At 72.0% G+C, this 25367-nt stretch carries 25 protein-coding genes and 1 riboswitch; of the genes, 13 read left to right on the top strand and 12 right to left on the bottom strand.

The window, feature by feature from the left end; all coding sequences use genetic code 11:
* Positions 1–47: 47 nt before the first annotated feature.
* The 3 genes from D3A59_RS19350 to ahcY form a co-directional block, all read right to left on the bottom strand.
* The gene (locus D3A59_RS19350) at positions 48–239 is read right to left on the bottom strand and encodes a hypothetical protein (protein WP_119156965.1); all 192 of its coding nucleotides are present in this window, start codon (positions 237–239) and stop codon (positions 48–50) included.
* A gap of 167 nt (positions 240–406) precedes the next feature.
* Positions 407–1246 (bottom strand): methylenetetrahydrofolate reductase [NAD(P)H], encoded by an 840-nt coding sequence (gene metF, locus D3A59_RS19345; RefSeq protein WP_119156964.1) that lies wholly within the window; start codon positions 1244–1246, stop codon positions 407–409.
* 204 nt (positions 1247–1450) lie between these two features.
* Positions 1451–2890 carry an adenosylhomocysteinase gene (gene ahcY / locus D3A59_RS19340; RefSeq protein ID WP_119156963.1) on the bottom strand — a complete coding sequence of 480 codons (1440 nt, stop codon included), beginning with the start codon at positions 2888–2890 and terminating at the stop codon, positions 1451–1453.
* An 87-nt stretch (positions 2891–2977) separates the two neighbouring features.
* A riboswitch (S-adenosyl-L-homocysteine riboswitch) is annotated at positions 2978–3074 on the bottom strand.
* Between the two features lie 225 nt (positions 3075–3299).
* On the opposite strand from ahcY, the gene D3A59_RS19335 reads away from it, so the two are divergent.
* Together D3A59_RS19335 and D3A59_RS19330 are read left to right on the top strand one after the other, a co-directional pair.
* A complete protein-coding gene (locus D3A59_RS19335; protein WP_119156962.1) occupies positions 3300–4916 on the top strand; it encodes a peptide chain release factor 3 in 1617 nt (538 codons plus the stop codon).
* 7 nt (positions 4917–4923) lie between these two features.
* Positions 4924–6135 carry a YbfB/YjiJ family MFS transporter gene (locus D3A59_RS19330; protein ID WP_119156961.1) on the top strand — a complete coding sequence of 404 codons (1212 nt, stop codon included), beginning with the start codon at positions 4924–4926 and terminating at the stop codon, positions 6133–6135.
* A gap of 10 nt (positions 6136–6145) precedes the next feature.
* Here D3A59_RS19330 and D3A59_RS19325 read toward each other — a convergent pair whose 3' ends face one another.
* Positions 6146–6739 carry a TetR/AcrR family transcriptional regulator gene (locus D3A59_RS19325; protein WP_240636132.1) on the bottom strand — a complete coding sequence of 198 codons (594 nt, stop codon included), beginning with the start codon at positions 6737–6739 and terminating at the stop codon, positions 6146–6148.
* Positions 6740–6912: 173 nt separating this feature from the next.
* On the opposite strand from D3A59_RS19325, the gene D3A59_RS19320 reads away from it, so the two are divergent.
* On the top strand, positions 6913–7344 hold the full coding sequence (locus tag D3A59_RS19320) for a cupin domain-containing protein (protein WP_119156959.1): 432 nt from the start codon (positions 6913–6915) through the stop codon (positions 7342–7344).
* A 16-nt stretch (positions 7345–7360) separates the two neighbouring features.
* On the opposite strand, the gene D3A59_RS19315 is transcribed toward D3A59_RS19320, so the two are convergent.
* Entirely contained in the window at positions 7361–8983 is a 1623-nt protein-coding gene (locus D3A59_RS19315; RefSeq protein ID WP_119156958.1) for a GMC family oxidoreductase, read from the bottom strand.
* 207 nt (positions 8984–9190) lie between these two features.
* Entirely contained in the window at positions 9191–10369 is a 1179-nt protein-coding gene (metK, locus tag D3A59_RS19310) for a methionine adenosyltransferase (RefSeq protein WP_119156957.1), read from the bottom strand.
* Between the two features lie 198 nt (positions 10370–10567).
* On the opposite strand from metK, the gene D3A59_RS19305 reads away from it, so the two are divergent.
* From D3A59_RS19305 to D3A59_RS19280, 6 genes are read left to right on the top strand one after another with little or no spacing between them, the layout of a single operon-like run.
* Positions 10568–11437, top strand: coding sequence for a lysophospholipid acyltransferase family protein (locus tag D3A59_RS19305; protein WP_119156956.1), 870 nt, complete (start codon positions 10568–10570; stop codon positions 11435–11437).
* Entirely contained in the window at positions 11430–12314 is an 885-nt protein-coding gene (locus D3A59_RS19300) for an LpxL/LpxP family acyltransferase (protein ID WP_119156955.1), read from the top strand. The genes D3A59_RS19305 and D3A59_RS19300 overlap by 8 nt, the downstream gene beginning before the upstream one ends.
* Positions 12315–12352: 38 nt before the next feature.
* Positions 12353–13219, top strand: a complete 867-nt coding sequence (gene dapF / locus D3A59_RS19295) for a diaminopimelate epimerase (RefSeq protein ID WP_119156954.1) — start codon at positions 12353–12355, stop codon at positions 13217–13219.
* A 38-nt stretch (positions 13220–13257) separates the two neighbouring features.
* On the top strand, positions 13258–13932 hold the full coding sequence (locus D3A59_RS19290; protein ID WP_119156971.1) for a DUF484 family protein: 675 nt from the start codon (positions 13258–13260) through the stop codon (positions 13930–13932).
* 11 nt (positions 13933–13943) lie between these two features.
* Positions 13944–14879, top strand: a complete 936-nt coding sequence (gene xerC, locus D3A59_RS19285; RefSeq protein WP_240636131.1) for a tyrosine recombinase XerC — start codon at positions 13944–13946, stop codon at positions 14877–14879.
* Between the two features lie 51 nt (positions 14880–14930).
* Entirely contained in the window at positions 14931–16112 is a 1182-nt protein-coding gene (locus D3A59_RS19280; RefSeq protein ID WP_119156953.1) for a class I SAM-dependent rRNA methyltransferase, read from the top strand.
* Positions 16113–16142: 30 nt separating this feature from the next.
* On the opposite strand, the gene ybeY is transcribed toward D3A59_RS19280, so the two are convergent.
* Positions 16143–16589 carry an rRNA maturation RNase YbeY gene (gene ybeY / locus D3A59_RS19275; protein WP_119156969.1) on the bottom strand — a complete coding sequence of 149 codons (447 nt, stop codon included), beginning with the start codon at positions 16587–16589 and terminating at the stop codon, positions 16143–16145.
* Positions 16590–16681: 92 nt separating this feature from the next.
* Positions 16682–17638, bottom strand: coding sequence for a PhoH family protein (locus tag D3A59_RS19270; protein ID WP_119156952.1), 957 nt, complete (start codon positions 17636–17638; stop codon positions 16682–16684).
* Positions 17639–17743: 105 nt separating this feature from the next.
* Here D3A59_RS19270 and D3A59_RS19265 point away from each other — a divergent pair, with 105 nt between their 5' ends.
* The 4 genes from D3A59_RS19265 to ruvB all read left to right on the top strand — a co-directional run bounded on the left by D3A59_RS19265 (position 17744) and on the right by ruvB (position 22098).
* A complete protein-coding gene (locus D3A59_RS19265) occupies positions 17744–19615 on the top strand; it encodes a sensor histidine kinase (protein WP_119156951.1) in 1872 nt (623 codons plus the stop codon).
* Between the two features lie 97 nt (positions 19616–19712).
* Positions 19713–20369, top strand: coding sequence for a response regulator (locus D3A59_RS19260; RefSeq protein WP_119156968.1), 657 nt, complete (start codon positions 19713–19715; stop codon positions 20367–20369).
* Positions 20370–20420: 51 nt separating this feature from the next.
* Positions 20421–20996, top strand: coding sequence for a Holliday junction branch migration protein RuvA (ruvA, locus tag D3A59_RS19255; RefSeq protein ID WP_119156950.1), 576 nt, complete (start codon positions 20421–20423; stop codon positions 20994–20996).
* 46 nt (positions 20997–21042) lie between these two features.
* A complete protein-coding gene (gene ruvB, locus D3A59_RS19250) occupies positions 21043–22098 on the top strand; it encodes a Holliday junction branch migration DNA helicase RuvB (RefSeq protein ID WP_119156949.1) in 1056 nt (351 codons plus the stop codon).
* A 65-nt stretch (positions 22099–22163) separates the two neighbouring features.
* Here the strand turns inward: ruvB and D3A59_RS19245 are convergent, their stop codons facing one another.
* From D3A59_RS19245 to D3A59_RS19230, 4 genes are all read right to left on the bottom strand, one after another.
* Positions 22164–22859 carry a histidine phosphatase family protein gene (locus D3A59_RS19245; protein ID WP_119156948.1) on the bottom strand — a complete coding sequence of 232 codons (696 nt, stop codon included), beginning with the start codon at positions 22857–22859 and terminating at the stop codon, positions 22164–22166.
* A gap of 116 nt (positions 22860–22975) precedes the next feature.
* Positions 22976–23605 (bottom strand): YbhB/YbcL family Raf kinase inhibitor-like protein, encoded by a 630-nt coding sequence (locus tag D3A59_RS19240; RefSeq protein ID WP_119156947.1) that lies wholly within the window; start codon positions 23603–23605, stop codon positions 22976–22978.
* A 52-nt stretch (positions 23606–23657) separates the two neighbouring features.
* Positions 23658–23981, bottom strand: a complete 324-nt coding sequence (locus D3A59_RS19235; protein WP_119156946.1) for a DUF1840 domain-containing protein — start codon at positions 23979–23981, stop codon at positions 23658–23660.
* Entirely contained in the window at positions 23978–25246 is a 1269-nt protein-coding gene (locus tag D3A59_RS19230) for a class I SAM-dependent methyltransferase (protein ID WP_119156945.1), read from the bottom strand. The genes D3A59_RS19235 and D3A59_RS19230 overlap by 4 nt, the downstream gene beginning before the upstream one ends.
* Between the last annotated feature and the right edge of the window lie 121 nt (positions 25247–25367).

The following is a 25367-nucleotide window of genomic DNA, read 5'->3' as shown; positions in this document are numbered from 1 at the left end:
GCTTCGCCAAGCTGGCTCCCACGCCAGCTTGATTTCGCCAACGGTATCTAGGTGATGTCGACTTCCGGGATCGTCTTGTCGTTGATGTTCAGGTTGCCGGTGACGGTGTCCTCGTTCGCCGGATCGAGGTTCACCGCGCGCGCGCGCACCAGCCACGGCGATTCCTGAGCCTGGACAGCGGGCACGGCGGCCATCAGCGCGACGGCGGCGGCGGACACGGCGAGGATGTTCTTCTTCATGCGGGGCTCCAGATTCGGTGTGAGGGACCATTCCCGGAGCGCATTCCATCGCGCGGCCCGCAGCACGAAATTGCGCTGCCTCAAGCGCCTCCCGCCGTCCCCGGCGGGCGTGCCCGGGCGGCCGGCGCGCATTGACGCAGGTCAGCGGGGCAGCATCGCGGGGCGCGTCAGCTGTTGGAAATCAGCGACAGCCGCTCGCAGACGTCGAGCGTCGCCTTCGCGCCGTTCATCGTGTAGAAGTGCAGGCCCGGCACGCCGCCGGCGCGCAGCCGCTCGCACAAGTCGCTCACCACGTCGAGCCCGAAGGCCTGGATCGAGGCCTTGTCGTCGCCGAAGGATTGCAGCCGCAGCCGCACCCAGCGCGGGATCTCGGCGCCGCAGGCGTCCGAGAAGCGCAGCAGCTGCGACGAGTTCGTGATCGGCATGATGCCGGCGAGGATCGGGATCGCCACGCCGAGCCGCGCCGCCTCGTCGCGGAAGCGGAAGTAGGCGTCGGCGTTGTAGAAGTACTGCGTGATCGCGGCGTCGGCGCCGGCCTTGACCTTGGTCGCGAAGGCCTGCAGGTCGGCCTCGGGCGAGCGCGCCTGGGGGTGCACCTCGGGATAGGCCGCCACCTCGATGTGGAAGTGATCGCCGGTCTCCTCGCGGATGAAGGCGACGAGGTCGCTGGCGTAGCGGAACTCGCCGAAGCCGCCGTAGCCCGAGGGCAGGTCGCCGCGCAGCGCGACGATGCGCTTGACGCCCGTGGCGATGAACTCGCGCAGCTTGGCGCGGATGCTGTCGCGGCTCGCGCCGATGCATGAGAAATGCGGCGCGGCATCCACGCCCTCGGCGAGGATGGACTGCACCGTCTGCAGCGTGCCGTCCTGCGTCGAGCCGCCAGCGCCGTAGGTGACGGAGCAGTAGGCGGGCTTGAGCGCGTAGAGCTGCCGGCGCACCGCCGCGAGCTTGTCCACGCCCTCGGGCGTCTTGGGCGGGAAGAATTCGAGACTGATCGGCAGGGTCATGTCGTCAGGCTTTCAGGAAACACAGTGCACAAAGGAAGGGCGCCAGAGGCGCCCGTATTTCGATGCCAGAGCGCATCGCGGCGTAGCGAGCGGGTGCCAGGCCAGGCGCGCGGCGCGCAGGAACCGGAACGTACTTCCTGTACGTGAGGATTCCGAGCACCGCGCAACGACGCATGGCGCCCGCGCAGTAGCCGCCAGACCCGATCAGTAGCGGTACGTGTCCGGCTTGTAGGGGCCCTCTTTCGGCACGCCGATGTAGGCGGCCTGCTCGTCGGACAGCTCGGTCAGCATCGCGCCGACCTTCTTCAGGTGCAGGCGTGCGACCTTCTCGTCGAGGTGCTTGGGCAGCACGTAGACCTTGCCGACCTCGTAGTAGTCGCTGTGCGTGAAGAGCTCGATCTGCGCGATGGTCTGGTTCGCGAAGGAGGAGGACATCACGAAGCTCGGGTGGCCGGTGGCGCAGCCGAGGTTCACGAGGCGACCCTTGGCCAGCATGATGATGCGCTTGCCGTCGGGGAAGACGATGTGGTCGACCTGCGGCTTGATCTCCTCCCACTGGTACTTCTCGACCGAGGCGATGTCGATCTCGTTGTCGAAGTGGCCGATGTTGCAGACGATGGCCTGGTCCTTCATGCGCACCATGTGGTCGTGCGTGATCACGCCCTTGTTGCCGGTGGCGGTGACGAAGATGTCGGCCTTGTCGGCGGCGTACTCCATCGTGACGACGCGGAAGCCCTCCATCGCCGCCTGCAGCGCGTTGATCGGGTCGATCTCGGTGACCCAGACCTGCGCGGAGAGCGCGCGCAGCGCCTGCGCCGAGCCCTTGCCCACGTCGCCGTAGCCGCAGACCAGCGCGACCTTGCCGGCGATCATCACGTCGGTGGCGCGCTTGATGCCGTCCACCAGCGACTCGCGGCAGCCGTAGAGGTTGTCGAACTTGCTCTTGGTGACGCTGTCGTTGACGTTGATGGCGCGGAACATCAGCGTGCCCTTGACCGACATCTCCTTGAGGCGGTGCACGCCGGTGGTGGTCTCCTCGGTCACGCCGATGATCTGCGCGCTCTTGCGGCTGTACCAGGTCGGGTCCTGCGCGAGCTTGGCGCGGATCGCGGCGAAGAGGCAGGTCTCCTCCTCGCTGGTCGGCTTGTCGAGCAGCGACAGGTCCTTCTCGGCGCGCTTGCCCAGGTGCATCAGCAGCGTCGCGTCGCCGCCGTCGTCGAGGATCATGTTCGGACCTTCGGCGTCCGAGCCCTTCGGGCCGAACTCGAAGATGCGGTGGGTGTAGTCCCAGTAGTCGGTCAGGTTCTCGCCCTTGTAGGCGAACACCGGCGTGCCGGTGGCGACGAGCGCCGCGGCGGCATGGTCCTGCGTCGAGAAGATGTTGCACGAGGCCCAGCGCACCTCGGCGCCGAGCGCCTGCAGCGTCTCGACCAGCACCGCGGTCTGGATCGTCATGTGCAGGGAGCCGGTGATGCGCGCGCCCTTGAGCGGCTGCTTGGCGGCGTACTCCTCGCGGATCGCCATCAGGCCGGGCATCTCGGTCTCGGCGATGCGGATTTCCTTGCGGCCCCAGTCGGCGAGCGACAGGTCGGCGATGGCGTACTGGTCGGCGGGCAGCGAGGCGGGCTTGAGGACAGCGTTCATGCGTTTCTCTCCTGAGAGGGGAAAAGAACCCGCAGCGCTCGACGGAAAGGGGCCGGAAACGAAAACGCCCACCCGTGCCGGAGAGACTGCGGGTGAGCGCCGTTGCAATTGAAATTCCGAGCCTGGGGCCTCGCGCGCAGCCGTCCTCTTCGACGGCCGGGGGCCTTGCAACGCTCCTCGGAAGCGGCGAATTCTAGCGGTCCCGGCGGCGCTTCGTCACGCCGGGGAAGCTTTGTCCCCGCTGCGGCCATGCCAAACCCGGTAGCATTTCGGCCTTGCGCGGTGCGGTGCCCGGCTGTCCGCCCCGGCACCGAAGCCGTGCGCGGCGGCCCCCGCCGGCCCGCGCCCCCGCACCGTTTGTCCGGCCCCCGGCACTTTCCCTGCCCGGGCGGCCCACTGGAGTTCTCTCGTGTCACTCGCCCAGGAGACGCGCAAGCGTCGCACCTTCGCCATCATCTCCCACCCCGACGCGGGCAAGACCACGCTGACGGAGAAGCTGCTGCTGTTCTCCGGCGCGATCCACATCGCCGGCTCCGTGAAGGCGCGCAAGGCCAGCCGCCACGCGACCTCCGACTGGATGGAGATCGAAAAGCAGCGCGGCATCTCGGTGGCCTCGTCGGTGATGCAGATGCTCTACCGCGACCACGTCATCAACCTGCTCGACACCCCGGGCCACAAGGACTTCTCCGAGGACACCTACCGGGTGCTGACCGCGGTGGACTCGGCGCTGATGGTGATCGACGCGGCCAACGGCGTGGAGGCGCAGACCAAGCGCCTGATCGAGGTCTGCCGCCAGCGCGACACGCCGATCATCACCTTCGTCAACAAGATGGACCGCGAGGGGCGCGACCCGATCTCGCTGCTCGACGAGATCGAGGCCGAGCTCGGCATGCCCTGCGTGCCGATGACCTGGCCGGTCGGCCAGGGCAAGGCCTTCGGCGGCATCGTCAACCTGCGCCAGCGGAACATGCGGCTCTTCGCCGCCGGCGCCGACAAGCGCAGCGACGACGACGAGATCGTGCCGCTCGAGCGCCGCGACGAGTTGCACGCGCGCTTCGGCCACGACTGGGAGCTCGCCGAGGGCAACATGGAGCTGCTGGCCGAGGCCGCGCCCGCCTTCGACCTCGAGGCCTTCCTCGCCGCGAAGCAGACGCCGGTGTTCTTCGGCTCGGCGGTGAACAACTTCGGCGTGCAGGAGGTGCTCGATGCGCTGGCGGACCTCGCGCCCTCGCCGCGCCCGCGCCTGTCCACGCGGAAGGACGGCGGCACGGTCGAGATCGCGCCGGAGCGCGAGGGCTTCTCGGGCGTGGTGTTCAAGGTGCAGGCCAACATGGACCCCTCGCACCGCGACCGCATCGCCTTCCTGCGCGTGTGCTCGGGCAAGTACACGCCCGGCATGAAGCTCAAGGTGCAGCGCTCGGGCAAGGAGCTGCGCCCGACCAGCGTCGTGACCTTCCTGTCGCAGCGCCGCGAGGCGGTCGAGGAGGCCTACGCGGGCGACATCATCGGCTTCACCACGCACGGCGGCGTGCAGCTCGGCGACACCATCACCGAGGGCGAGAGCCTGCAGTACACCGGCCTGCCCTTCTTCGCGCCGGAGCTGTTCCAGACGGTCGAGCTCGCCAACCCGATGAAGAGCAAGCAGCTGCAGGCCGGCCTGATGCAGCTCGGCGAGGAAGGGGCGATCCAGGTCTTCCGGCCCGAGGTCGGCGGCTCGATGCTGCTCGGCGCGGTGGGCCAGCTGCAGTTCGAGGTGGTGCAGCACCGGCTGAAGGCCGAGTACGGCGTGGACATCCGGCTGATGCCCTGCCGCTTCGTCGGCGCGCGCTGGGTCACCTGCGACGACGAGGCGGCGATGCGCAAGTTCACCGCCGAGGCGGCGAGCAAGCTCGCGCTCGACGCGGCCGACACGCTCGCCTACATGATGACCTCGCCCTACGACCTGCGCCTGACGCAGGAGCGGCACCCCAAGGTCGTGTTCCACCCGCTGCGCGAGCACTCCGGCCTCGCGCTGCAGACGAGCTGACGCGGTCGTGGCGCAGGCGGGCGGCGTCGCGGAAGAGGGCCCCCGGGGCCCGGCCGCCTCGCCGCTGGCGGCCGCCTTCGCGCTGGCGCTGGCCGCCGCGGTCTCGCTCGGCCTCGCGCGCTTCTCCTACGCGCTGCTGCTGCCGCCGATGCGCGCCGACCTCGGCTGGAGCTATCTGACTGCCGGCGCGATGAACACCGCCAACGCCGCCGGCTACCTCGCCGGCGCGCTGCTGCTGCCGCGCGTGCTGGCGCGCATCGACGCGCGGCGGGTGCTGCTCGCCGGCGGCTTCGGCTCGGTGCCGCTGCTGGCGCTGCACGGGCTGGTGCAGAGCGACGCCTGGCTCTATGCGCTGCGCTTCCTGGTCGGCGCGAGCAGCGCGGCGAGCTTCGTCGCCGGCGGCGTGCTGGCGGCGCGGCTGGCGTCGGCCGCCGCCGCGCGCGGCGGGCTGGTGCTGGGGCTCTACTACGGCGGCACGGGCCTCGGCATCGTGCTGTCGGCGCTCCTAGTGCCGCCGCTCGCGGGGCTGGACGTGCCGCATGCCTGGCAGGGCGCCTGGCAGGCGCTCGCCGCCGCGGCGCTGCTCGCGACGCTGGCCACCGCCGCCGGCACGCGCGCGCTGCGCGCGCCGCCGCCGCAGGCCGGCGAGCGGCTGCCCTTCGCCTGGGCGCCCTTCGGCTTCGGCCTGGCCGGCTACCTGATGTTCGGCCTCGGCTACATCGGCTACATGACCTTCGTCGTGACGCTGCTGCGCGAGCAGGGTCTGTCGCCCGGGGCGATCACCGCCTTCTACGCGCTGCTCGGTGCCGGCGTGGTGGCCTCGTCCTGGCTGTGGGCCGGGCTGCTGCAGCGCTTTCGCGGCGGGCAGCCGATGGCGCTGCTCAACGGCCTGCTGGCGCTGGCGACCGCGCTGCCGGTGCTGAGCGCGCACCCGCTGGCGGTCGCCGCGTCGGGGCTGCTGTTCGGCGCGGTGTTCCTGTCGGTGGTCGCGTCGACCACCGCGCTGGTGCGCCACAACCTGCCGCCCGCGGCCTGGGCGGCGGGCATCGGCGCCTTCACGGTCGTGTTCGCCGCCGGGCAGATCGTCGGCCCGAGCCTGGTGGGCTGGCTGTCGGACGGCGCCGGCGGGCTCGAGCGCGGCTTCCTCGCCTCGGCCGCACTGCTCGCGCTCGGCGCGCTGCTGGCGTCGCGGCAGAGGGCGCTGCTGCCGGGCCGCTGAAGCGCGCGGTTCAGTCGCGCGGCTGGCCCTCCCCCTCGGCCAGCGCCGCGCGCAGCAGCGTCTCGGCGGCCCAGCGCGCGGCCTCGAGCGCCCCCTCGCGCGACTCGCCCGCCACGTCGCGCAGCGACAGCACCGCCTCGACCCCGATCACCAGCGATAGCGCCGCGCGCAGGCGGCGGCGCGCCGCCGCGTCGAGCCGCTCGCCGCAGGCGTCGAGGATCGGCTCGATCATCTGCAGCCGCCGCGCCGGGCGCGGCGGGCGCGCCTCGGGCGGGCCGTCGAGCCAGACCTGCATCGCGCTGCGCGCGAGCACGTGCACGCCCTGCTCGTCGTCGAGCAGCGCACGGTTGACGTGCTCGCAGGCGCGGCCGATCGCCGCCACCGGGTCGCCGCCCGGCTCCAGCACCGCGTCGAGCGGCGGCACCGCGTGCTCGAAGCGCGCCATCGCGAGCAGCGCCTCGAGCGAGCCGAAGTAGCGGTAGGCGGTGGCGCGCGACACCTGCGCGCGCTCGGCCACCTGCTGCAGCGTCGGCTCGCGCCCCTCGTCGCGCAACGCCAGCGCCGCTTCCATCAGCGCCTGCTGCGTGCGACGCTTCTGGTTCACGCGCCCGGAATGCAGGAGGGCACGTTTCGGACGTGGGCTTGACGGAGGGGGACAGGCGCTCATAATTGAGAAAAATCTCACGAAGAAATTTTTCTCGCGAGTATACGGAATCGGCCGCGGCGACGAGGGCGATCCCGGGTCGGCAAGCCGTCGCCGCACGAGGAGAGCAGAGCATGAACGCTGGCAACGCGATGTGGGTGCTCGGGCACCGGATCCGCCCGCTCGAGACCGACGAGTCCTACGGCATGGTCGAGGTCACCTCGCCGCCCCGGGTGCCGGGGCCGCCGCCGCACTTCCACAAGGACGCGAACGAGTTCTTCCTCGTCGTGAAGGGCACGCTCGACGTGATGCACGACGGCCGCTGGGAGCGCCATGCGGCCGGCAGCTTCGTCGACCTGCCGCCCGGCACGACGCACACCTTCATCAACAACACCGACGAGGACGTGGTCTGGGTCACGGGCTGGCGGCCCAAGGGCTTCCAGCAGTTCTTCGCCGACTTCGGCGTGCCGGTCGACACGGCGGACGCAGTGCGGCGCTCGGTGGACCCCGACGTGATCCAGAACGTGGTGCGCAGCGTCGAGCGCTACGGCATGCACCTGTCCTGAACCCGGGCGGCGGCGCTCACGCGTCGCCGCGGATGAACCCGGCCGCGCGCTCCCCGATCATCACCGCCGCCGCGTGCAGGCTGCCGCCGACGAGGGTCGGCATCACCGACGCGTCGGCGACGCGCAGGCCTGCGACGCCGCGCACGCGCAAGAAGGGATCGACCACCGCGTCGACGTCGCCGCCCATGCGGCACGTGCCCGCCGGGTGGTACATCGAGTCGGCGCGGGCGCGGATGTCGGCCGCGAGCGCCGCATCGTCCTGCGGCAGCGCGTGCAGCGCGGGCCCGGCGTGGCGTGCGAGCGCCGGCTGCGCCAGCACATGGCGCATCGCGCGCTCGGCACGCATCGTCGCGGCGAGGTCCTCGGGGTGCGACAGGAAGGCCGGGTCGATCAGCGGCGTGTCGTGCGCGTGCGGCGACGCGAGCCGCACGCTGCCGCGGCTCTTGGGCCGCAGCACGCTGGCATGGCAGGAATAACCGTGTCCCAGGTGCACGCGCCGCGCATGGTCGTCCACCATCGCGACGACGAAATAGAGCTGCACGTCGGGCCGCGACAGCCCGGGCCCGGTGCGCAGGAAGGCGCCGGCCTCGGCGAAGTTCGAGGTCAGCAGCCCGCGGCGCTCGCGCAGGTAGCGCGGCAGCTCGCGCGCCAGCAGCCGCGCCGCGCCCGCCGCCGACAGGCCGAACAGCTCGGTGGCGCGCCGCGGCGAGCCCGGGTCGGCGCGGAAGCGATGGTGCGCGACGATGTCGAGGTGGTCCTGCAGGTTCGCGCCGACCGCCGGGCGGTCGAGCCGCACCGGCAGGCCGAGCGACTGCAGGTGTTCACCCGGCCCGATCCCCGACAGCATCAGCAGCTGCGGCGAGCCGAAGGCGCCAGCGGCGAGCACCACCTCGCCGCGCGCCGCGATCGTCTCCGCCGCCCCGCCGCGGCGCAGCTGCACGCCGCGGGCGCGCAGGCCGCCGTCGCGCGCATCGAGCAGCAACTGCTCGACCTGTGCACCGGTCACGACGTGCAGGTTCGGCCGGGGCCGGGCATGCAGGTAGGCGCGCGCCGCGTTCCAGCGCTCGCCCCCGTGCTGCGTGAGCTGGAACCAGCCGGCGCCGTCCTGGCTCGCGCCGTTGAAGTCGGGGTTGAAGGGCAGGCCGGCCTGGCGCGCGGCCTCGATGAAGAGCGCGGCGAAGGGATTGGCCGAGCGGCCGTCGCAGACATGCATCGGGCCGCCGCTGCCATGGAAGGCATCGGCGCCGCGCGCGTTGTCCTCGGCGCGGCGGAACACCGGCAGAACCTCGGCCCAGCCCCAGCCGGTGCAGCCCGCGCGCGCCCAGTCCTCGTAGTCCTCGGGGTGGCCGCGCAGGTAGATCATCGCGTTCAGCGACGAGGAGCCGCCGAGGCCGCGGCCGCGCGGCTGGTAGCCGCGGCGGCCGTTCAGGCCCGGCTGCGGCACCGTCTGGAAAGCCCAGTTGCGCGCGTTGCGCCAGGGCAGCAGCGCGGCGGCGCCGACCGGCGTCGTGACGAGCGCGCTGCCGTCCGGCGGGCCGGCCTCGACGAGGCACACGCGCAGCGCCGGGTCCTCGGCGAGGCGCCCGGCGACGGCGCAGCCGGCGGACCCGCCGCCGACGATCACATGGTCGAACTCCACTCCCGGCTCCCCGGCGCACCTCGCGCGCGAGGGCGCATGTTACGTCGGGGAGCGAGGGGCGCGGCGCCCGGGCTTACAGGCCCGCCGCCGCACGCAGGGCAGCCGCCTTGTCGGTGCGTTGGCTCCGGCCGGCCCTTGCGGGCCTTCACATCGCTGCGCGATGTGAGCCTGCACCGAAGAACGGTCAAGCTCGCTTCGCTCGGGGCCTTACAGGCCCGCAGCCGCACGCAGCGCGGCTGCCTTGTCCGTTCTTTCCCACGTGAACTCCGGCTCCTCGCGGCCGAAGTGGCCGTAGGCGGCGGTCTTGGAATAGATCGGGCGCAGCAGGTCGAGCATCTGGATGATGCCCTTCGGGCGCAGGTCGAACATCTCGGTGACGAGCTTGGCGATCTCGGCGTCCGGGATCACGCCGGTGCCCTCGGTGTAGACCGTCACGTTCATCGGGCGTGCCACGCCGATCGCGTAGGCGACCTGCACCTGGCACTGGCGCGCCAGGCCCGCGGCGACGACGTTCTTCGCGACGTAGCGCGCCGCGTAGGCCGCCGAGCGGTCCACCTTCGTCGGGTCCTTGCCGGAGAACGCGCCGCCGCCGTGCGGGCAGGCGCCGCCGTAGGTGTCGACGATGATCTTGCGCCCGGTCAGGCCGCAGTCGCCCTGCGGGCCGCCGATGACGAAGCGGCCGGTCGGGTTGATCAGGAACTTCGTCTCCTTGAGCCACTCGGCCGGCAGCACCGGCTTGATGATCTGCTCGATGACGGCTTCCGTGAACTCGGCCTTCATGTGCTTGCCGTCGCTCATCTCGGGGCTGTGCTGCGTGGACAGCACCACCGTGTCGATCGAGTGCGGCTTGCCGTCGACGTAGCGCATCGTCACCTGGCTCTTGGCGTCCGGGCGCAGGTAGGGCATGCGGCCGTCCTTGCGCAGCTGGGCCTGGCGCTCCACCAGCCGGTGCGCGTAGTAGATCGGCGCGGGCATCAGCTCCGGCGTCTCGTCGCAGGCGTAGCCGAACATCAGGCCCTGGTCGCCCGCGCCGGTGTTGAGGTGGTCGTCCGAGGCATGGTCCACGCCCTGCGCGATATCGTTGCTCTGCTTGTCGTAAGCGACGAGCACCGCGCAGCCCTTGTAGTCGATGCCGAACTCGGTGTTGTCGTAGCCGATGCGCTTGATCGTGTCGCGCGCGACCTGGATGTAGTCGACATGCGCGTTGGTCGTGATCTCGCCGGCGAGCACCACGAGGCCGGTGTTGCACAGCGTCTCGGCCGCGACGCGCGAGCGCGGGTCCTGCGCGAGGATCGCGTCGAGGATCGCGTCGGAGATCTGGTCGGCGACCTTGTCGGGGTGGCCTTCGGAGACGGATTCGGACGTGAAGAGGAAGTCGTTCGCCACTCTATAAACTCCATGGGTTGGGCAATAAGACACCGGGCGTCGTCGCCGGCCATGCTACGAAGCTGGAGGAGCGGCGAACGCTTTAGCGGATTTGTTGGGCTGCCGCCCGGCAGGCCCCGGCGCTCTCGCGCCGCCTGCTGTCGCCCCGCAAGTTGTCCCTTAACTCGGCGATGAGCCGATGATATAGAAAACCGATCGATGGTCCTGCTGTTCCGGCTCCTGTCCCGCTGGCCGCTGTGGAGTCTTCACCTGTTCGGCGCCCTGCTGGGATGGCTGAGCTGGATTGCCTCGCCGGTATACCGGCAGCGCTTCCGCGCCAATGCCACCCAGGCGGGGGTTCCCCCCGCAGCCGCGCGGCCGGCGGTCGCGCACGCGGGCCGCATGGCCGCGGAGCTGCCGTGGCTGTGGATGCGCCCGCACGACGAGCCGCTCGGCGCGCGCGTCGAGTGGCGCGGGCTGGAGCGGATCGAGGCGGCGCACGCGCGCGGCCGCGGCATCGTCTTCCTGACGCCGCACCTCGGCAGCTTCGAGGTCACCGCGCAGGCCTACGCCGAGCGCTTCGCCGCCTCGCACGGGCCGATCACGGTGCTGTACCGCCCGGCGCGCAAGGCAGCGCTGCGCGAGCTGGTGGACACCGCGCGCCAGCGTCCGGGGCTCGCCGCGGCGCCGGCGACGCTCGCCGGCGTGCGCCAGATGCTGCGCGCGCTGCGCCGCGGCGAGGCGGTCGGCCTGCTGCCCGACCAGGTGCCGCCCGAGGGCATGGGGGTGTGGGCGCCCTTCTTCGGCAGGCCCGCCTACACGATGACGCTCGCGGCGCGCCTGGTGCAGCAGACCGGGGCCGCGGTGGTGCTGGTCTGGGGCGAGCGGCTGGCGCGCGGCGCCGGCTGGATCGTGCACGTCTCGGAGCTGCCTCAAGCGCTGCCCGGCGCGGAGCAGGCAGAATCGGCCGCCGCCGCCGCCATCAACCACGCCATGGAAGAACTCATCCTTCAGTGCCCCGGACAGTACCTCTGGGGCTACCACCGCTACAAGACCCCGCGCCACACCGCCGGGGTGGCGGATGTCTGAGGCGGGCGGTCGCGCGCTGGTCGCGCTGCTGTGGCTGCTGCACTGGCTGCCGCTGCCGCTGCTGGCCGCGCTCGGCCGCGGCTTCGGGCGGCTGCTGCACGCGACCGCCGAGCGGCGGCGGCGCATCGCGCTGCGCAACCTCGAGCTGTGCATGCCGGAGCTGGACGAGGCGCGGCGGCGCGAGCTGGTGCGCGAGCACTTCCAGTGGCTCGGGCGCAGCCTGCTCGAGCGCGGGCTGCTGTGGTTCGCGAGCGAGGCGCGGCTGCGCCGGCTGATCCACGTGGAGGGCGACGTGAAGCTGGCCGAGCGCAGCGAGCGGCCGGTGATGTGGCTGGTGCCGCACTTCATGGCGCTCGACGTGGCGGGCGCCGCGGCGCAGCTCTTCGTGGACAGGCAGGCCGCGTCGATCTACCAGCGCCAGGCCAACCGCGCCGTCGACGCCGCGATGCGCCGCGGCCGGCTGCGCTTCGGGCGCGCGCAGATCTTCGCGCGCCACGAGACCGCCAAGCCGCTGATCCGCTGCATCCGCCAGGGGGCGGCCTTCTTCAACCTGCCGGACATGGACTTCGGGCTGCGCGACGCCGCCTTCGTGCCCTTCTTCGGCGTGCCCGCGGCGACGCTGCTGGCCCCCTCGCGCATGGCGCGCTCGCTCGGCATGGCGGTGCAGCCGATCATCGCCGAGATGCTGCCCGGCGGGCGCGGCTACCGCGTGCGCTTCCTCGAGGCCTGGGAGGGCTTCCCCACCGAGGACGCGGTCGCCGACACCCTGCGCATGAACCGCTTCATCGAGGACGAGATCCGCGGGATGCCGGCGCAGTACCTGTGGGTGCACAAGCGCTTCAAGACGCGGCCGGAAGGGGAGCCCGGGCTGTACTGACGGGTGCGTGCCCTGCCGCCGCCGCGATAATCGCGCCCATGCTGCTGCGCTTCACCAAAATGCAAGGCGCGGGCAACGACTTCGTCGTGCTCGACGCCACCCGGGAGCCGCTCGCGCTCTCGCCCGACCAGTTCCGCCGCCTCGCCGACCGGCGCTTCGGCGTCGGCGCCGACCAGATCCTGATCGTCGGCCCCTCGCCCGCGGCGGGCATCGACTTCATCTACCGCATCGTCAACGCCGACGGCTCCGAGGTCGAGCAGTGCGGCAACGGCGCGCGCTGCTTCGCGAAGTTCGTGCACGACAAGGGCCTGACGGACAAGACCGCGATCCGCGTGCAGACGATGAGCGGCGTGATCGAGCCGGCGCTGCAGCCCGACGGCCGCGTCACGGTCGACATGGGCGCGCCGGTGTTCGAGCCGGCGCGCATCCCCTTCGACCCCGCCGCGCTGGCGCCGCGCCTGGAGAACGGTTTCGAGCTGTGGCCGCTCGACGTCGACGGGCGCACGGTGGAAGCCGCCGCGGTGTCGATGGGCAACCCGCACGCGGTGATGAACGTCGCGCAGTTCGGCGTCGCCGACGTGGACGACGCGCCGGTGGCCGCGCTCGGCCCGCTCGTCGAGCGCCATGCGCGCTTTCCCAGGCGGGTGAACGCGGGCTTCCTGCAGGTCGTGGACCGCGCCCGGGTGCGGCTGCGCGTGTACGAGCGCGGCTCCGGCGAGACGCTCGCCTGCGGCACCGGCGCCTGCGCGGCGGTGGTGGCCGGCATCCGCGCCGGCTGGCTCGACCGGGTGGTGGACGTCGAGACGCGCGGCGGGCGGCTCACGATCGCCTGGGACGGCATCGGGCAGCCGGTGCGCATGACGGGCCCCGCCGTCACCGTGTTCGAGGGCGAGATCGAGATCTGAGGTCGCGCCGCGCGCCTCGCAGGAAAGCATCCATGAGCATGAAAATCCACGGCATCACCGAAGACGAGATCGCCAACTTCCTCGTCAACACGCCGGGCTTCTTCGAGCGCCACGCCGAGCTGCTCGCGACGATCCAGCTCACCAGCCCGCACGGGCTGCGCGCCGTCTCGCTGCAGGAGCGGCAGATGGAGATGATGCGCGAGAAGAACAAGGCGCTCGAGCAGAAGATCGTCGAGATGATCCGCCACGGCCAGGAGAACACCGCCACCGCCGACCGGCTGCACCGCTGGACGCGCGCGCTGATGCTGACCGCCAACGCCGCGGACCTGCCCGCGGTGCTGGTGCGCGAGCTCAAGAGCCAGTTCCTCGTGCCCCAGGCCGGCGTGCGCGTCTGGAGCGTGCTCGACGCCTACCGCCGCATGCCCTTCGCGCAGCCGGTCAGCGACGACGTCAAGACCTTCGCCAGCAGCCTGATGCTGCCCTACTGCGGCGTGAACTCGGGCTTCGAGGCGGTGCAGTGGGTGGAGGACCCGGGCACCGTGATGTCGGTGGCGCTGATCCCCCTGCGCCACGGCGTGCAGGCACCGGCCTTCGGCATGCTGGTGCTCGGCTCGCCCGACCCCTCGCGCTACACCGGCGACATGGGCACCGAGTTCCTGATGCGCATCGGCGACATCGCCAGCGCCGCGCTGTCGCGCGTGCAGGCCGCCTGAGGCCGCGCGCCGTGCTGGAGCCGCTCACCGAGCGCTACCTGGAGCACCTGCGCGTCGAGCGCCGCGCCGCCGCGCAGACGCTCGACAGCTACCGCCACGACCTCGAGGCGCTGTGCGCGCTCGCGCGCGAGGCCGGCACCGCGCTGGAGGACATGCAGCTCGCGCAGATGCGGCGCTTCGCCGCCGCGCTGCACGCCGGCGGGCGCGGGCCGCGCAGCATCGCGCGCGCGCTCAGCGCCTGGCGCGGCCTCTACAAGTGGCTCGGCCGCGAGGGGCTCGTCGCCTTCAACCCGGTCGACGGCGTGCGCGCGCCGAAGGCGGCGCGGCCGCTGCCGAAGGCGCTGTCGGTCGAGCAGTCGGTGCAGCTCGCCGAGCACCGCACCGAGCAGGACGACCCGGCGCTCGACGCGCGCGACCACTGCATCGTCGAGCTGCTCTACGGCTGCGGGCTGCGCATCGGCGAGCTCGTCGCGCTCGACGCGCGCGCGAGCGCCGCGGCGCGCGGCTGGATCGACCTCGACGCGGCCGAGGCGCATGTACTCGGCAAGGGGGAGAAGCGCCGCAGCGTGCCGATCGGCCGCGCCGCGCTCGCCGCGCTGCGCGAATGGCTCGCGCGCCGCCCGGAGTTCGTGCGAGAGGATCCGGCTCCGCTCTTCCTCGGCCGCCACGGCACGCGGCTCGGCGCGCAGCAGCTGCGCCGCCGGCTGCGCGAGCGCGCGCTGAAGGCGGGGCTGCCGACGCACGTGCATCCGCACATGCTGCGCCACAGCTTCGCGAGCCACCTGCTGCAGTCCAGCGGCGACCTGCGCGCGGTGCAGGAACTGCTCGGCCACGCCCACCTGAGCACCACCCAGGTCTACACGCGGCTCGACTGGCAGCACCTCGCGAAGGTCTACGACGCGGCGCATCCGCGCGCGAGGAAGAAGCCCGAGCCCGACGCGGGCTGAAACCACGCCGCGAGCGGCGGCCGGCGCGGCGCGCGGCGACAATCCGCGCCCATGAAATCCATTCGTTTGAGAGAAGGCAAGGAGCGCTCGCTGCTGCGCCAGCACCCCTGGGTGTTCCAGGGCAGCATCGCCAGCGGCCGCGCCGACGCCGGCGAGACGGTGCGCGTCGAGGCGCACGACGGCAAGTTCCTCGCATGGGCCTCGTTCAGCCCGACCTCGATGATCCGCGTGCGGGCCTGGAGCTACGACGAGGCCGAGCGCATCGATGCCGCCTTCTTCGAGCGGCGCATCGCGCAGGCGCTGGCGGTGCGCGCGCGCATGCCGATCGCGAGCGACGGCGTGCGGCTGATCCACGGCGAGGCCGACGGCCTGCCCGGACTGATCGTCGACCGCTACGGCGACACCCTGAGCGCGCAGTTCCTGTCGGCCGGCACGGAGCGCTGGAAGCAGACGATCGCCGACCTGCTGCTGAAGGCCACCGGGCTGACGCGCCTGTACGAGCGCTCCGACTCCGGCGTGCGCGGCCTCGAAGGGCTGGAGCCGGCCACCGGCTGGCTGCGCGGCGAGGGCGCCACCAGCGTGACGATCCGCGAGCACGACTGGCGGCTCACGCTCGACGTCGCCGAGGGCCACAAGACCGGCTTCTACCTCGACCAGCGCGACAACCGCAAGCGCTTCGCCGACCTGGTGCGCCACTTCGGCTTCGACCGCGTGCTGAACTGCTACTGCTACACCGGCGGCTTCAGCGTCGCGGCGCTCGCCGGCGGCGCGGCGCAGGTCACGAGCGTCGACTCCTCCGCCCCGGCGCTCGCGCGCGCGACGGCCCACGTCGAGCTCAACGGCTTCGACCCGTCCCGCCACGAGGCCCTCGACGCCGACGTCAACGAGACGCTGCGGCGCCTGCTGAAGGAAGGCCGGCGCTTCGACGCGATCGTGCTCGATCCGCCGAAGTTCGCGCCGACCGCGAGCCATGCCGAGCGCGCCGCGCGCGCCTACAAGGACATCAACCGCCTCGCGCTCAAGCTGCTCGAGCCCGGCGGCGCGCTGCTGACCTTCTCGTGCTCGGGCGGCGTGGGGCCGGAGCTGTTCCACAAGATCGTCGCCGGCGCGGCGATGGACGCGCAGGTCGACGGCCTGATCTACGACCGGCTCGCGGCGGCCCCCGACCACCCGCAGACCCTCTTCTTCCCCGAGGGCGAGTACCTCAAGGGGCTGGTGATCCTCAAGCGCTGAAGGCGCGCCCGGCCGCTCGCGGCCGGGCCTTCAGTCCTGGGCGTAGGGGTCGGCGAAGCCGAGCGCGCGCATCACCTCGCTCTCGCGCGCCTCCATCGCCTCGGCCTCGGCCTCCTCCTCGTGGTCGTGGCCCTGCGCGTGCAGCGTGCCGTGCACCAGCAGGTGCGCGTAGTGCGCCTCGAGCGCCCTGCCCTCGGCCTGCGCCTCGCGCTCGACCACCGGCGCGCACAGGATCAGGTCGGCGGCGACCACCGGCGCGTGGCTGTAGTCGAAGGTCAGCACGTTGGTCGCGTAGTCCTTGCCGCGGAACTCGCGGTTGAGCGTCTGCCCCTCCTCGGCGTCGACGACGCGCACCGTGATCTCGCCGGGCGCGTCGAGCGCGGCGCGGATCCAGCGCGCCACCTTGTGGCGCGGCAGCAGCGCGCGGTGGCGCGGGTCGGCGAATTGCAGCGAGAGGCTCAGCTCGGGCCGGGAGATGCGGGGCATGGACGAAAGGGACCTGGGGAAGGCGCTCGCGCGCGGGCCGGGGGCCGCGCAATGCGGCGCGGGCGACAGGCCCAGATTGTCCTTCAGTCGTTGCCGCCCTTGCGCGCGGCATCGTAGGCGTCGACGATGCGCGCCACCAGCGGGTGGCGCACCACGTCGGCGGCGGTGAAGCGCGTCATCGCGATGCCGTTGACGCGCCGCAGGATGCGCTCGGCCTCGATCAGGCCGCTGCTCTGGCCCTTGGGCAGGTCGATCTGGCTCACGTCGCCCGTCACCACCGCCTTGGAGCCGAAGCCGATGCGCGTGAGGAACATCTTCATCTGCTCGGGCGTCGTGTTCTGCGCCTCGTCGAGGATGACGAAGGCGTGGTTGAGGGTGCGTCCGCGCATGAAGGCCAGCGGCGCGATCTCGATCGAGCCCTTCTCGAAGGCCTTCGTGACGCGATCGAAGCCCATCAGGTCGTAGAGCGCGTCGTACAGCGGCCGCAGGTAGGGATCGACCTTCTGCGTCAGGTCGCCGGGCAGGAAGCCGAGCCGCTCGCCGGCCTCGACCGCCGGGCGCGTCAGGATCACGCGCTGCACGGCGCTCCTCTCGAGCGCGTCGACCGCGCAGGCCACCGCGAGGAAGGTCTTGCCGGTGCCGGCCGGACCGATCCCGAAGGTGATGTCGTGGTTGAGGATGTTGCGCAGGTAGAGCTCCTGCGTCGGCGTGCGCCCCGACAGGTCGGAGCGGCGCGTGCGCAGCACGATCTCCTCGTCGCCGTCCGGCGGGCCGAGGTCGGTGTTCTTCTGCGCCTCGACCAGCGCGAGCTGGAACTCGTCGGGCGGGATCGGGCGGCGCGCACGCTCGTAGAGCCACTGCAGCAGCGACGCCACCCGCTCGGCCGGCTTCTTCGGCCCCTCGATGCGGAAGGACTCGTTGCGGCGCGTGACCTTCACGCCGAAGGCCGCCTCGATGGCGCGCAGGTGCTCGTCGAGCGTGCCGCACAGGTGCGCCAGGCGCTCGTTGTCGACCGGGATGAAGGCGTGGCGAAGTATCACAGCAGACCCTGGCATGCAAAGAGCTCATTTTGGCGCCAAGCGGCGCGCGCGGCACAGTTGCGGGTCCAGCCCTGTCGCGACCGGGCCTTCTTGCAAAATGCAAGCATGTATATCCGATGGCCTGCCCTGCTGCGCTGGATGTTGCCGTTCTGCCTGTGCCTGCTGCTGGCACGGCCGGCCGGCGCCGAGCCCCCCCCGCCCCCGGGGGTGCAGACGCTGGTGCGGGCGCAGGTGGTCGAGGAACAACCCCTCGGCGGCGCACCGGCGCGGGCCGTGGCGGACGACGTGGACCTGCCCGACGAGTGGGCGCAGGGCCGCAGTCCCGACTTCGAGGGCCGCCGGCGCTACCGGCTGGAGTTCGAGCTGCCGGCGGGACAGGCGGGCACGCTGCAGGCGCTCTACATCGAGCGCACCTGCTCCACCGCCGACATCCTTCTCAACGGCGAGCTGGTCGCCAGCGGCGGCCCGATGACGCCGCCCTATGCGCGCAACTGCTACCACCCGCAACTCGTGATGCTGCCCGCCGCGCTGCTGCACGCGGACCGGCGCAACGTCCTGGAAGTGCTGCTCGCCGGCCATCCGCTGCAGCGCGTCGCGGCGCGCCAGCGCGCCGCCGGGCTGTCGGAGCTGCTGGTCGGCCCGCACCACGCGCTGCGGCCGCTGTACGAGCGGCAGCTATTCTGGAACGTCACGATGGCGCAGATCGCCAGCGTCGCCACCGCGCTGCTGGGGCTGTTCATGCTGGCGCTCGCGCTGGCGCGGCGCGGCGAGCGCCCCTACCTGTACTTCGGCCTGACGCTGGTCGGCTGGTCGCTGATCAGCGCGCGGCTGTGGCTGCGCGAGCTGCCCTTCCCGATGCAGGCGGCGCACCTCGAGATGCTGACCTGCGCGCTGTTCCCGCCGGTGGTGATGTGCGCGGTGCTGTTCCTGATGCACTACGGCGGCGTGCGCCAGCGCCGGGTGGAGGCGCTGCTGCTGGCGCAGTGCGTGGTCGTGCCGCTGAGCTTCGTGATCGCCGGGGCCGACCGCGTGTTCCTGACGGCCAGCATCTGGTACACGGTCTACGTGCTGGAGGTGCTCGCCGCCATCGCGCTCTACCTCGGCATCGCGTGGCGCGAGCAGCGCAGCGACTTCCCGGTGATGGCGCTGGTGCTGAGCCTGCTGACGCTCTTCATCGTCGGCGAGGTCGGGGTGCAGCACGCCTGGGTCGACCTGCCGCGCGTGCATCCGATCCACTTCGGCATGCCGGTGCTGTTCGTCGTCGTCGGGCTGCGGCTGCTGCAGCTGTTCCTGCGCGCGCTGCAGGCGGCGGAACAGGCGCGGCTCGACCTGGAGCAGCGCGTGCTCGACAAGACCGCCGAGATCGAGCGCAGCTACGCCGAGCTCGCCGACGCGCGCGCCGAGCAGGTGGCCGAGGCCGAGCGCAAGCGCATCGCCGCCGACCTGCACGACGACCTCGGCGCCAAGCTGCTGACGATCGTGCACACCAGCGACAACGAGCGCATCTCGACGCTCGCGCGCGAGGCGCTCGAGGAGATGCGGCTGTCGGTGCGGGGCCTCACCGGCAAGCCGGTGAAGATCGCCGATGCGCTGGCCGACTGGCGCGCCGAGAACGTGTCGCGGCTGGGACAGGCCAACGTGCAGCTCGAATGGATCAGCTGCAACGACAACGACGAGCGCGCGCTGTCGGCGCGCGCCTACGTGCAGACCACCCGCATCCTGCGCGAGGCGGTCAACAACATCATCAAGCACAGCGGCGCCGACGCGGTCAGCATCCGCTGCGAGGCCGACGAGAACGACTTCTCGCTGATGATCCGCGACAACGGGCGCGGCATCCCGCTGGAGGTGGACGGACGGCTCGACCGCGGCCACGGCATGGCGAGCATGAAGCGCCGCGCCAAGCAGCTCGCCGGGCAGTGCCTGGTGGAGTCGTCGGCCGGCAGCGGCACGGTGCTGCGGCTCACGCTGCCGCTGTGAGAAAGCGGACCCGGACCCCATGCCTGCGGTGTTGGTGGGCCCGAAAGGCGCCTGCTAACATGAATTTACCTTGTATAACGGCTTGGACCTCACCGCCATGATGCACATCCTGCTGCTGGAAGATTTGCCTGAAATCCGCCAATGGCTCAAGGCCGTGGTGCTCCAGGTGTTCCCCAACGCCCGCATCTCGGAGAGCGCCCGCGTGCACGACGCACGCGAGCAGATCACCGCGATGCGCTTCGACCTCGCGCTGATCGACCTGGGCCTGCCCGACGGCTCGGGCACCGACGTGGTCGAGTACCTGCGCGAGCACCAGCCCGAGGCGCAGTCGGTGGTCGTGACGATCCACGACGACGACGAGCACCTGTTCCCGGCGCTGCAGGCCGGCGCCTTCGGCTACATCCTGAAGGAGCAGGCGCGCGACCATCTCGCCGAGCAGCTCCAGCGCATCAGCCAGGGCGAGCCGCCGCTGTCGCCGTCGATCGCGCGCCGCGTCATCGCCTACTTCGCCTCGCAGGAGCGGCCGCGCAACGAGCCGCTGCTGCCCGCGGTGTCGCTGACCGACCGCGAGAACGAGGTGCTGCTGCGCGTCGCCAAGGGCTTCACGCTGCCCGAGATCGGCCAGCAGCTCAACCTGAGCCGCCACACGATCGCCGACTACGTCAAGCAGATCTACCGCAAGCTCAACGTCTCCTCGCGCGCCGAAGCCGCGCTCGAGGCGCAGCGCCTGGGCCTGTTCCGCCGCTCGCGCTGACGCGCGGCGCCGCCGGGACGGCGGGCTGCGGCGCCCGCCGATAATCCCGGCATGATCGGTCGCCTCACGGGCCTCATTGCGGAGAAGGCCCCTCCGCTGGTGCTGCTGGACGTCAACGGCGTCGGCTACGAAGTCGACGTGCCGATGAGCACCTTCTACAACCTCCCCAACCTCGGCGAGCGCGTCACGCTGCTCACCCATTTCGTCGTGCGCGAGGACGCGCAGGTGCTGTTCGGCTTCCTCACCGCGGCCGAGCGCGAGACCTTCCGGCTGCTGATCCGCATCTCGGGGGTCGGACCGCGCATGGCACTGTCGCTGCTGTCGGGGCTGAGCGTCGCCGAGCTCGCGCAGGCGGTGAGCCTGCAGGAGAGCGGCCGTCTCGTGAAGGTGCCGGGCATCGGCAAGAAGACCGCCGAGCGGCTGCTGCTCGAGCTCAAGGGCAAGCTCGGCCCCGAGCTCGGCCACGCGCCCGTGGCGGTGGCGAGCGAGGCGCAGGCCGACGTGCTGCAGGCGCTCGTCGCGCTCGGCTACAGCGACAAGGAGGCCGCCGCGGCGCTCAAGGCGCTGCCCGCCGACGTGGGCGTCTCCGACGGCATCCGCATGGCGCTCAAGTCGCTGTCGAAGTAAAGCCCCCGGCGCCTGAGCCGGCCCGGGCGGCGCGCACAATCACTGTATGAGCATACAGACCGACGACTTCACCCCGCCGCCGCGCTCGCGCGTGGTGTCGGCCGCTCCCGCCTCGCCGAACGAGGAGGCGATCGAGCGCGCGCTGCGCCCGAAGGGCCTGACGGAATACGTCGGCCAGGCCAAGGCGCGCGAGCAGCTGGAGATCTTCATCGGCGCGGCGCGCAAGCGCCGCGAGGCGCTCGACCACGTGCTGCTGTTCGGCCCGCCGGGGCTGGGCAAGACGACGCTGTCGCACATCATCGCGCACGAGCTCGGCGTGAACCTGCGCCAGACCAGCGGCCCGGTGCTGGAAAAGCCCAAGGACCTCGCGGCGCTGCTGACCAACCTCGAGCGCAACGACGTGCTCTTCATCGACGAGATCCACCGCCTCTCGCCGGTGGTCGAGGAGATCCTCTACCCGGCGCTGGAGGACTACCAGATCGACATCATGATCGGCGAGGGGCCGGCCGCGCGCTCGATCAAGCTCGACCTGCAGCCCTTCACGCTGGTGGGCGCCACCACCCGCGCCGGCATGCTGACCAACCCGCTGCGCGACCGCTTCGGCATCGTCGCGCGGCTGGAGTTCTACACCGCCGAGGAGCTCACGCGCATCGTGACGCGCTCGGCGCAGCTGCTCTCCGCGCCGATCGACGCCGACGGCGCGATGGAGATCGCCCGCCGCTCGCGCGGCACGCCGCGCATCGCCAACCGGCTGCTGCGCCGGGTGCGCGACTACGCGGACGTGAAGGGCGACGGGCGCATCACGCGCGCCATCGCCGACCTGGCGCTGGCAATGCTCGACGTCGATCCGCAGGGCTTCGACCTGATGGACAGGAAGCTGCTGGAGGCGGTGATCCACCGCTTCGACGGCGGGCCCGTCGGGCTGGACAACCTCGCCGCGGCGATCGGTGAGGAAAGTGGCACGATCGAGGACGTGATCGAGCCCTACCTGATCCAGCAGGGCTACCTGCAGCGCACGCCGCGCGGGCGCATCGCGACGCTTGCCGCCTTCCGCCACCTCGGGCTGCAGCCGCCCAAGGCGGGCGACCTGTTCGGCGGCTGAGGCCGCGCCTTCGCTCGCGGCCCCGCCCCGGCAACCGCCGCGGGCGCGAGCCGGGACCCGGCGGCTCAGGCGGCGTGGCCGACGCGGCCGCTGCCGCCGTTGACGGCCTGCGGGTCGTTGCTCTCGTCGAGCGTGCCCTCGCCCTGCAGGTGCATCGTGTCGCCCCAGCCGACCAGCGTGAAGCCCTCGGGCATGTAGAGCAGCCGGTTGATGCTGGCGTTGCCGAGCTGCCAGGTGCGCGCGGCCAGCAGGTCGACGCGCGACGCGGCGCGGTAGAGGCAGTCGAGCACGCCGCCGTGCGCGACCATCGCCACCGTCTGCCCCGGGTGCGCGGCGGCGAGCCGGCTGGCGGTGGCGACGACGCGCTCGAAGAAGCCGCGCAGCGTCTCGCCGCCGGGCGGCCCGAACTCCGGGTCGCGGCGGCGCCAGCGCAGCGCCTCCTCGGGCCACTGCGCCTCGATCTCGGCGAAGGTGCGGCCCTCGAAGCTGCCGAAGCAGCGCTCGCGCAGCCCCGTGTCGGCGACGACCGGACGGCCGGTCGCGTCGGCGAGCGCCTGCGCGGTGGCATGGGCGCGCGACAGGTCGCTCGCGTAGATCGCGTCGATGCCGGCGTCGGCCAGCGCCGCCGCCATGCGGCGCGCCTGCCAGCGGCCGGTGTCGTTGAGGGGGATGTCGAGATGGCCCTGGATGCGGGTGTCGACGTTCCAGGCGGTCTCGCCATGCCGGATGGCGATGACGCGGGTGACTTCGGAATGGGGCATGGATGCGGCAGCAGACGGGTGCGCCGGAGGCGGCGCGTGAGACCGCATTGTGCGGTGCGCGTCGAAAAGCCGCCCCCCTGGAGGGGCGGGGGACGGCGGCGGCTCGTGCGCCCGCGTCAGCCGGCCAGGCGCCGGTTGAGCGTGTAGGTGCCCGTCCAGCGGGCCTCGGCCAGCACGTGGCCGCGCAGCGCCTCGCGCGCCTGCGCGCCGGTGAAGGCGCCCTCCACCGCCAGCCGCTCGACGTCGAGCGCGTACAGCGTGAAGACGTAGTGATGGATCAGCGCGTCGTTGAAGGGCGGGAAGGGGCCGTCGTAGCCGAAGTACTGCCCGGCCATCTCCGGGTTGCCGGCGAACCAGCCGGTGTAGTCGTTGAGGCCGTGGCGCGCGCCGTGCAGCGTCTGCGGCCCGCTCTTGCCGCGCGGCGTGAAGCCGCTCGAGAACTCGCCCTCGGCGATCTGCCGCAGACCGGCCGGCAGGTCCGCCAGCACCCAGTGGAAGAAGTCGGTGCGCGGCAGGTCCGCCGGCACCTCGCGGTCGGGCTGGTTGACGTCCTCGCCCCGGGTCGGCACGTCGCGGTCGTGGCAGATCAGCACGAGGCTTTTCGTGCCCTCGGGCACGCCGTCCCAGGCCAGGTGCGGGTTCAGGTCGTCGGAAAAGCCCACCGTGCTGGCGGGATCGGGCCGGCCGGCCGCGTAGCGGGCCGGGATCGGTGCGCCGTCGGGCCAGCTGTCGCTCCAGAGTTTCATCGCACAGGTCTCCTTGTCGTTTCTTTTCGCGTCCCCGCGGCCTGCCGCCGCCTCAGACGCCCCAGACGATTTCCTTGCCGGCCGCATGGCAGCGCTTGAGCATCTCCACCATCGGCCAGGCGCGCTGGCGCAGCGTGATGCCTTCGCGCGGCGGCAAGGGCTCCCCCGCTTCGGCCGCCTCCTGCTCCTGGCGCTGGCGCTCGGCCTCGTCGGCGGCGATCGCCGCCTCCAGCGCGCGGACCGCCTCGGGCATCGCCTCGGGCAGGATGATGCCCTTGGGCGCGGGCTCCTTGCCGATGATTTGCAGGATCTGGTCGCCCGAAGGGCCGAGCAGGATCAGATCGCCGGCGGCCTTCGACTTGAACTTGTAGATCATTGCGTGCTGCTCCTTGTGGCGCCGAGCATGTGGGCGCGGTTGAACGGGTAGACCGATTGTGCGCCCGCAAGCGGGCGGCCCGCCACCTCGCCGGCCCGACCGTCGGGCCGCGCGGCGAGCAGCTGATAGATCGTGACCCAGCCGCGCTCGAAGCCCAAGGCGCAGCCGGCGAGGTAGAGCCGATAGGCCCGCACCGTCGCCTCGCTCGTCAGCTCGCGGGCGCGCGGCAGCTGCGACTCCAGTGCCCGCGACCAGGCCCACAGCGTGCGCGCGTAGTGCGGGCGCAGGTTCTCGGCGTCGAGCAGCTCGAGCCCCGCGTCGCTCATCAGCGCGGTCGCCTGGCTGACGTGCACCAGCTCGCCGCCGGGGAAGATGTACTTGCCGATGAAGGAGCCGAGCCCGCCGCCCATCTCGGTGTAGTGCAGGCTCGGCGCGGTGATGCCGTGGTTCATCAGCAGCCCGCCGGGCGCGAGCAGCCGGTAGAGCTTACCGAAATACTCGCCGAGCCGGGCGCGCCCCACATGCTCGAACATGCCCACCGACGCGATTCGGTCGAAGGGCTCGCGCTCGTCGAGCGCCCGGTAGTCGAGCAGCCGCACCTGCACCCGGTCCTGCAGCCCGCGCGCCTCGATCAGCCGGCTGACGTGGGCGTGCTGGTTCCTCGACAGCGTGATGCCGGTCGCCTGCACGCCGTAGTGCTCCGCGGCCCACAGCAGCAGCGCGCCCCAGCCGGCGCCGACGTCGAGGAAGCGCAGGCCGGGCTCGAGCTGCAGCTTGCGGCAGATCAGGTCGAGCTTGGCCTCCTGCGCCTGCGCCAGCGTCATCGACGGCTCGGCGAAGTAGGCGCAGGAGTAGACGCGGCGCGGATCGAGCCACAGCGCATAGAAGTCGTCCGAGACGTCGTAGTGGAACCGGACCTGCCGCACGTCGTGCTCCGGGCGGTGCAGGCGCAGCGAGCGCCAGTGCTCGAGCCACTCGTGCCAGGCGCCGCGCGGGCGCGACGCCACCGGGTCGCCGGCCATCTCGCCGACCAGCGCCATCAATTCCTCGACCGGGCCCTCGAAGTCGGCGTCGCCGCGCACGTAGGCGTCGGCGAGCTCGCCGAAGTTGCCGCCCGCGAGCGCGCCGAGCTGGCGCATGTCGCCGAGCTTGAGCCGCAGCCGCGCGTCCGCGCGGCCCGCCTGCCCGCCCGGCCACTCCAGCGCCAGCGGCCGCGGCAGCGCCGCCAGGCGCCGGTCGATCAGACCCGAGAGTCCCTGCTGCATGGGGATGCCTCCGATGTCGTCCGCCCCTCGGCCGCCGAGCAACACGCGAACCCGAATTGCTGCAGCGCGCCCCTCCGCCCCGCATCCGCAGGGCGGGGGAACGCGGCCCAGGCGCAGCGGC

The organism is Caldimonas tepidiphila (assembly GCF_003569765.1).
Taxonomy (GTDB): Bacteria; Pseudomonadota; Gammaproteobacteria; order Burkholderiales; family Burkholderiaceae_C; genus Caldimonas; species Caldimonas tepidiphila.
Note: the sequence above shows the minus strand (reverse complement) of the source record. Positions and strands in the feature narration are given on the sequence as shown.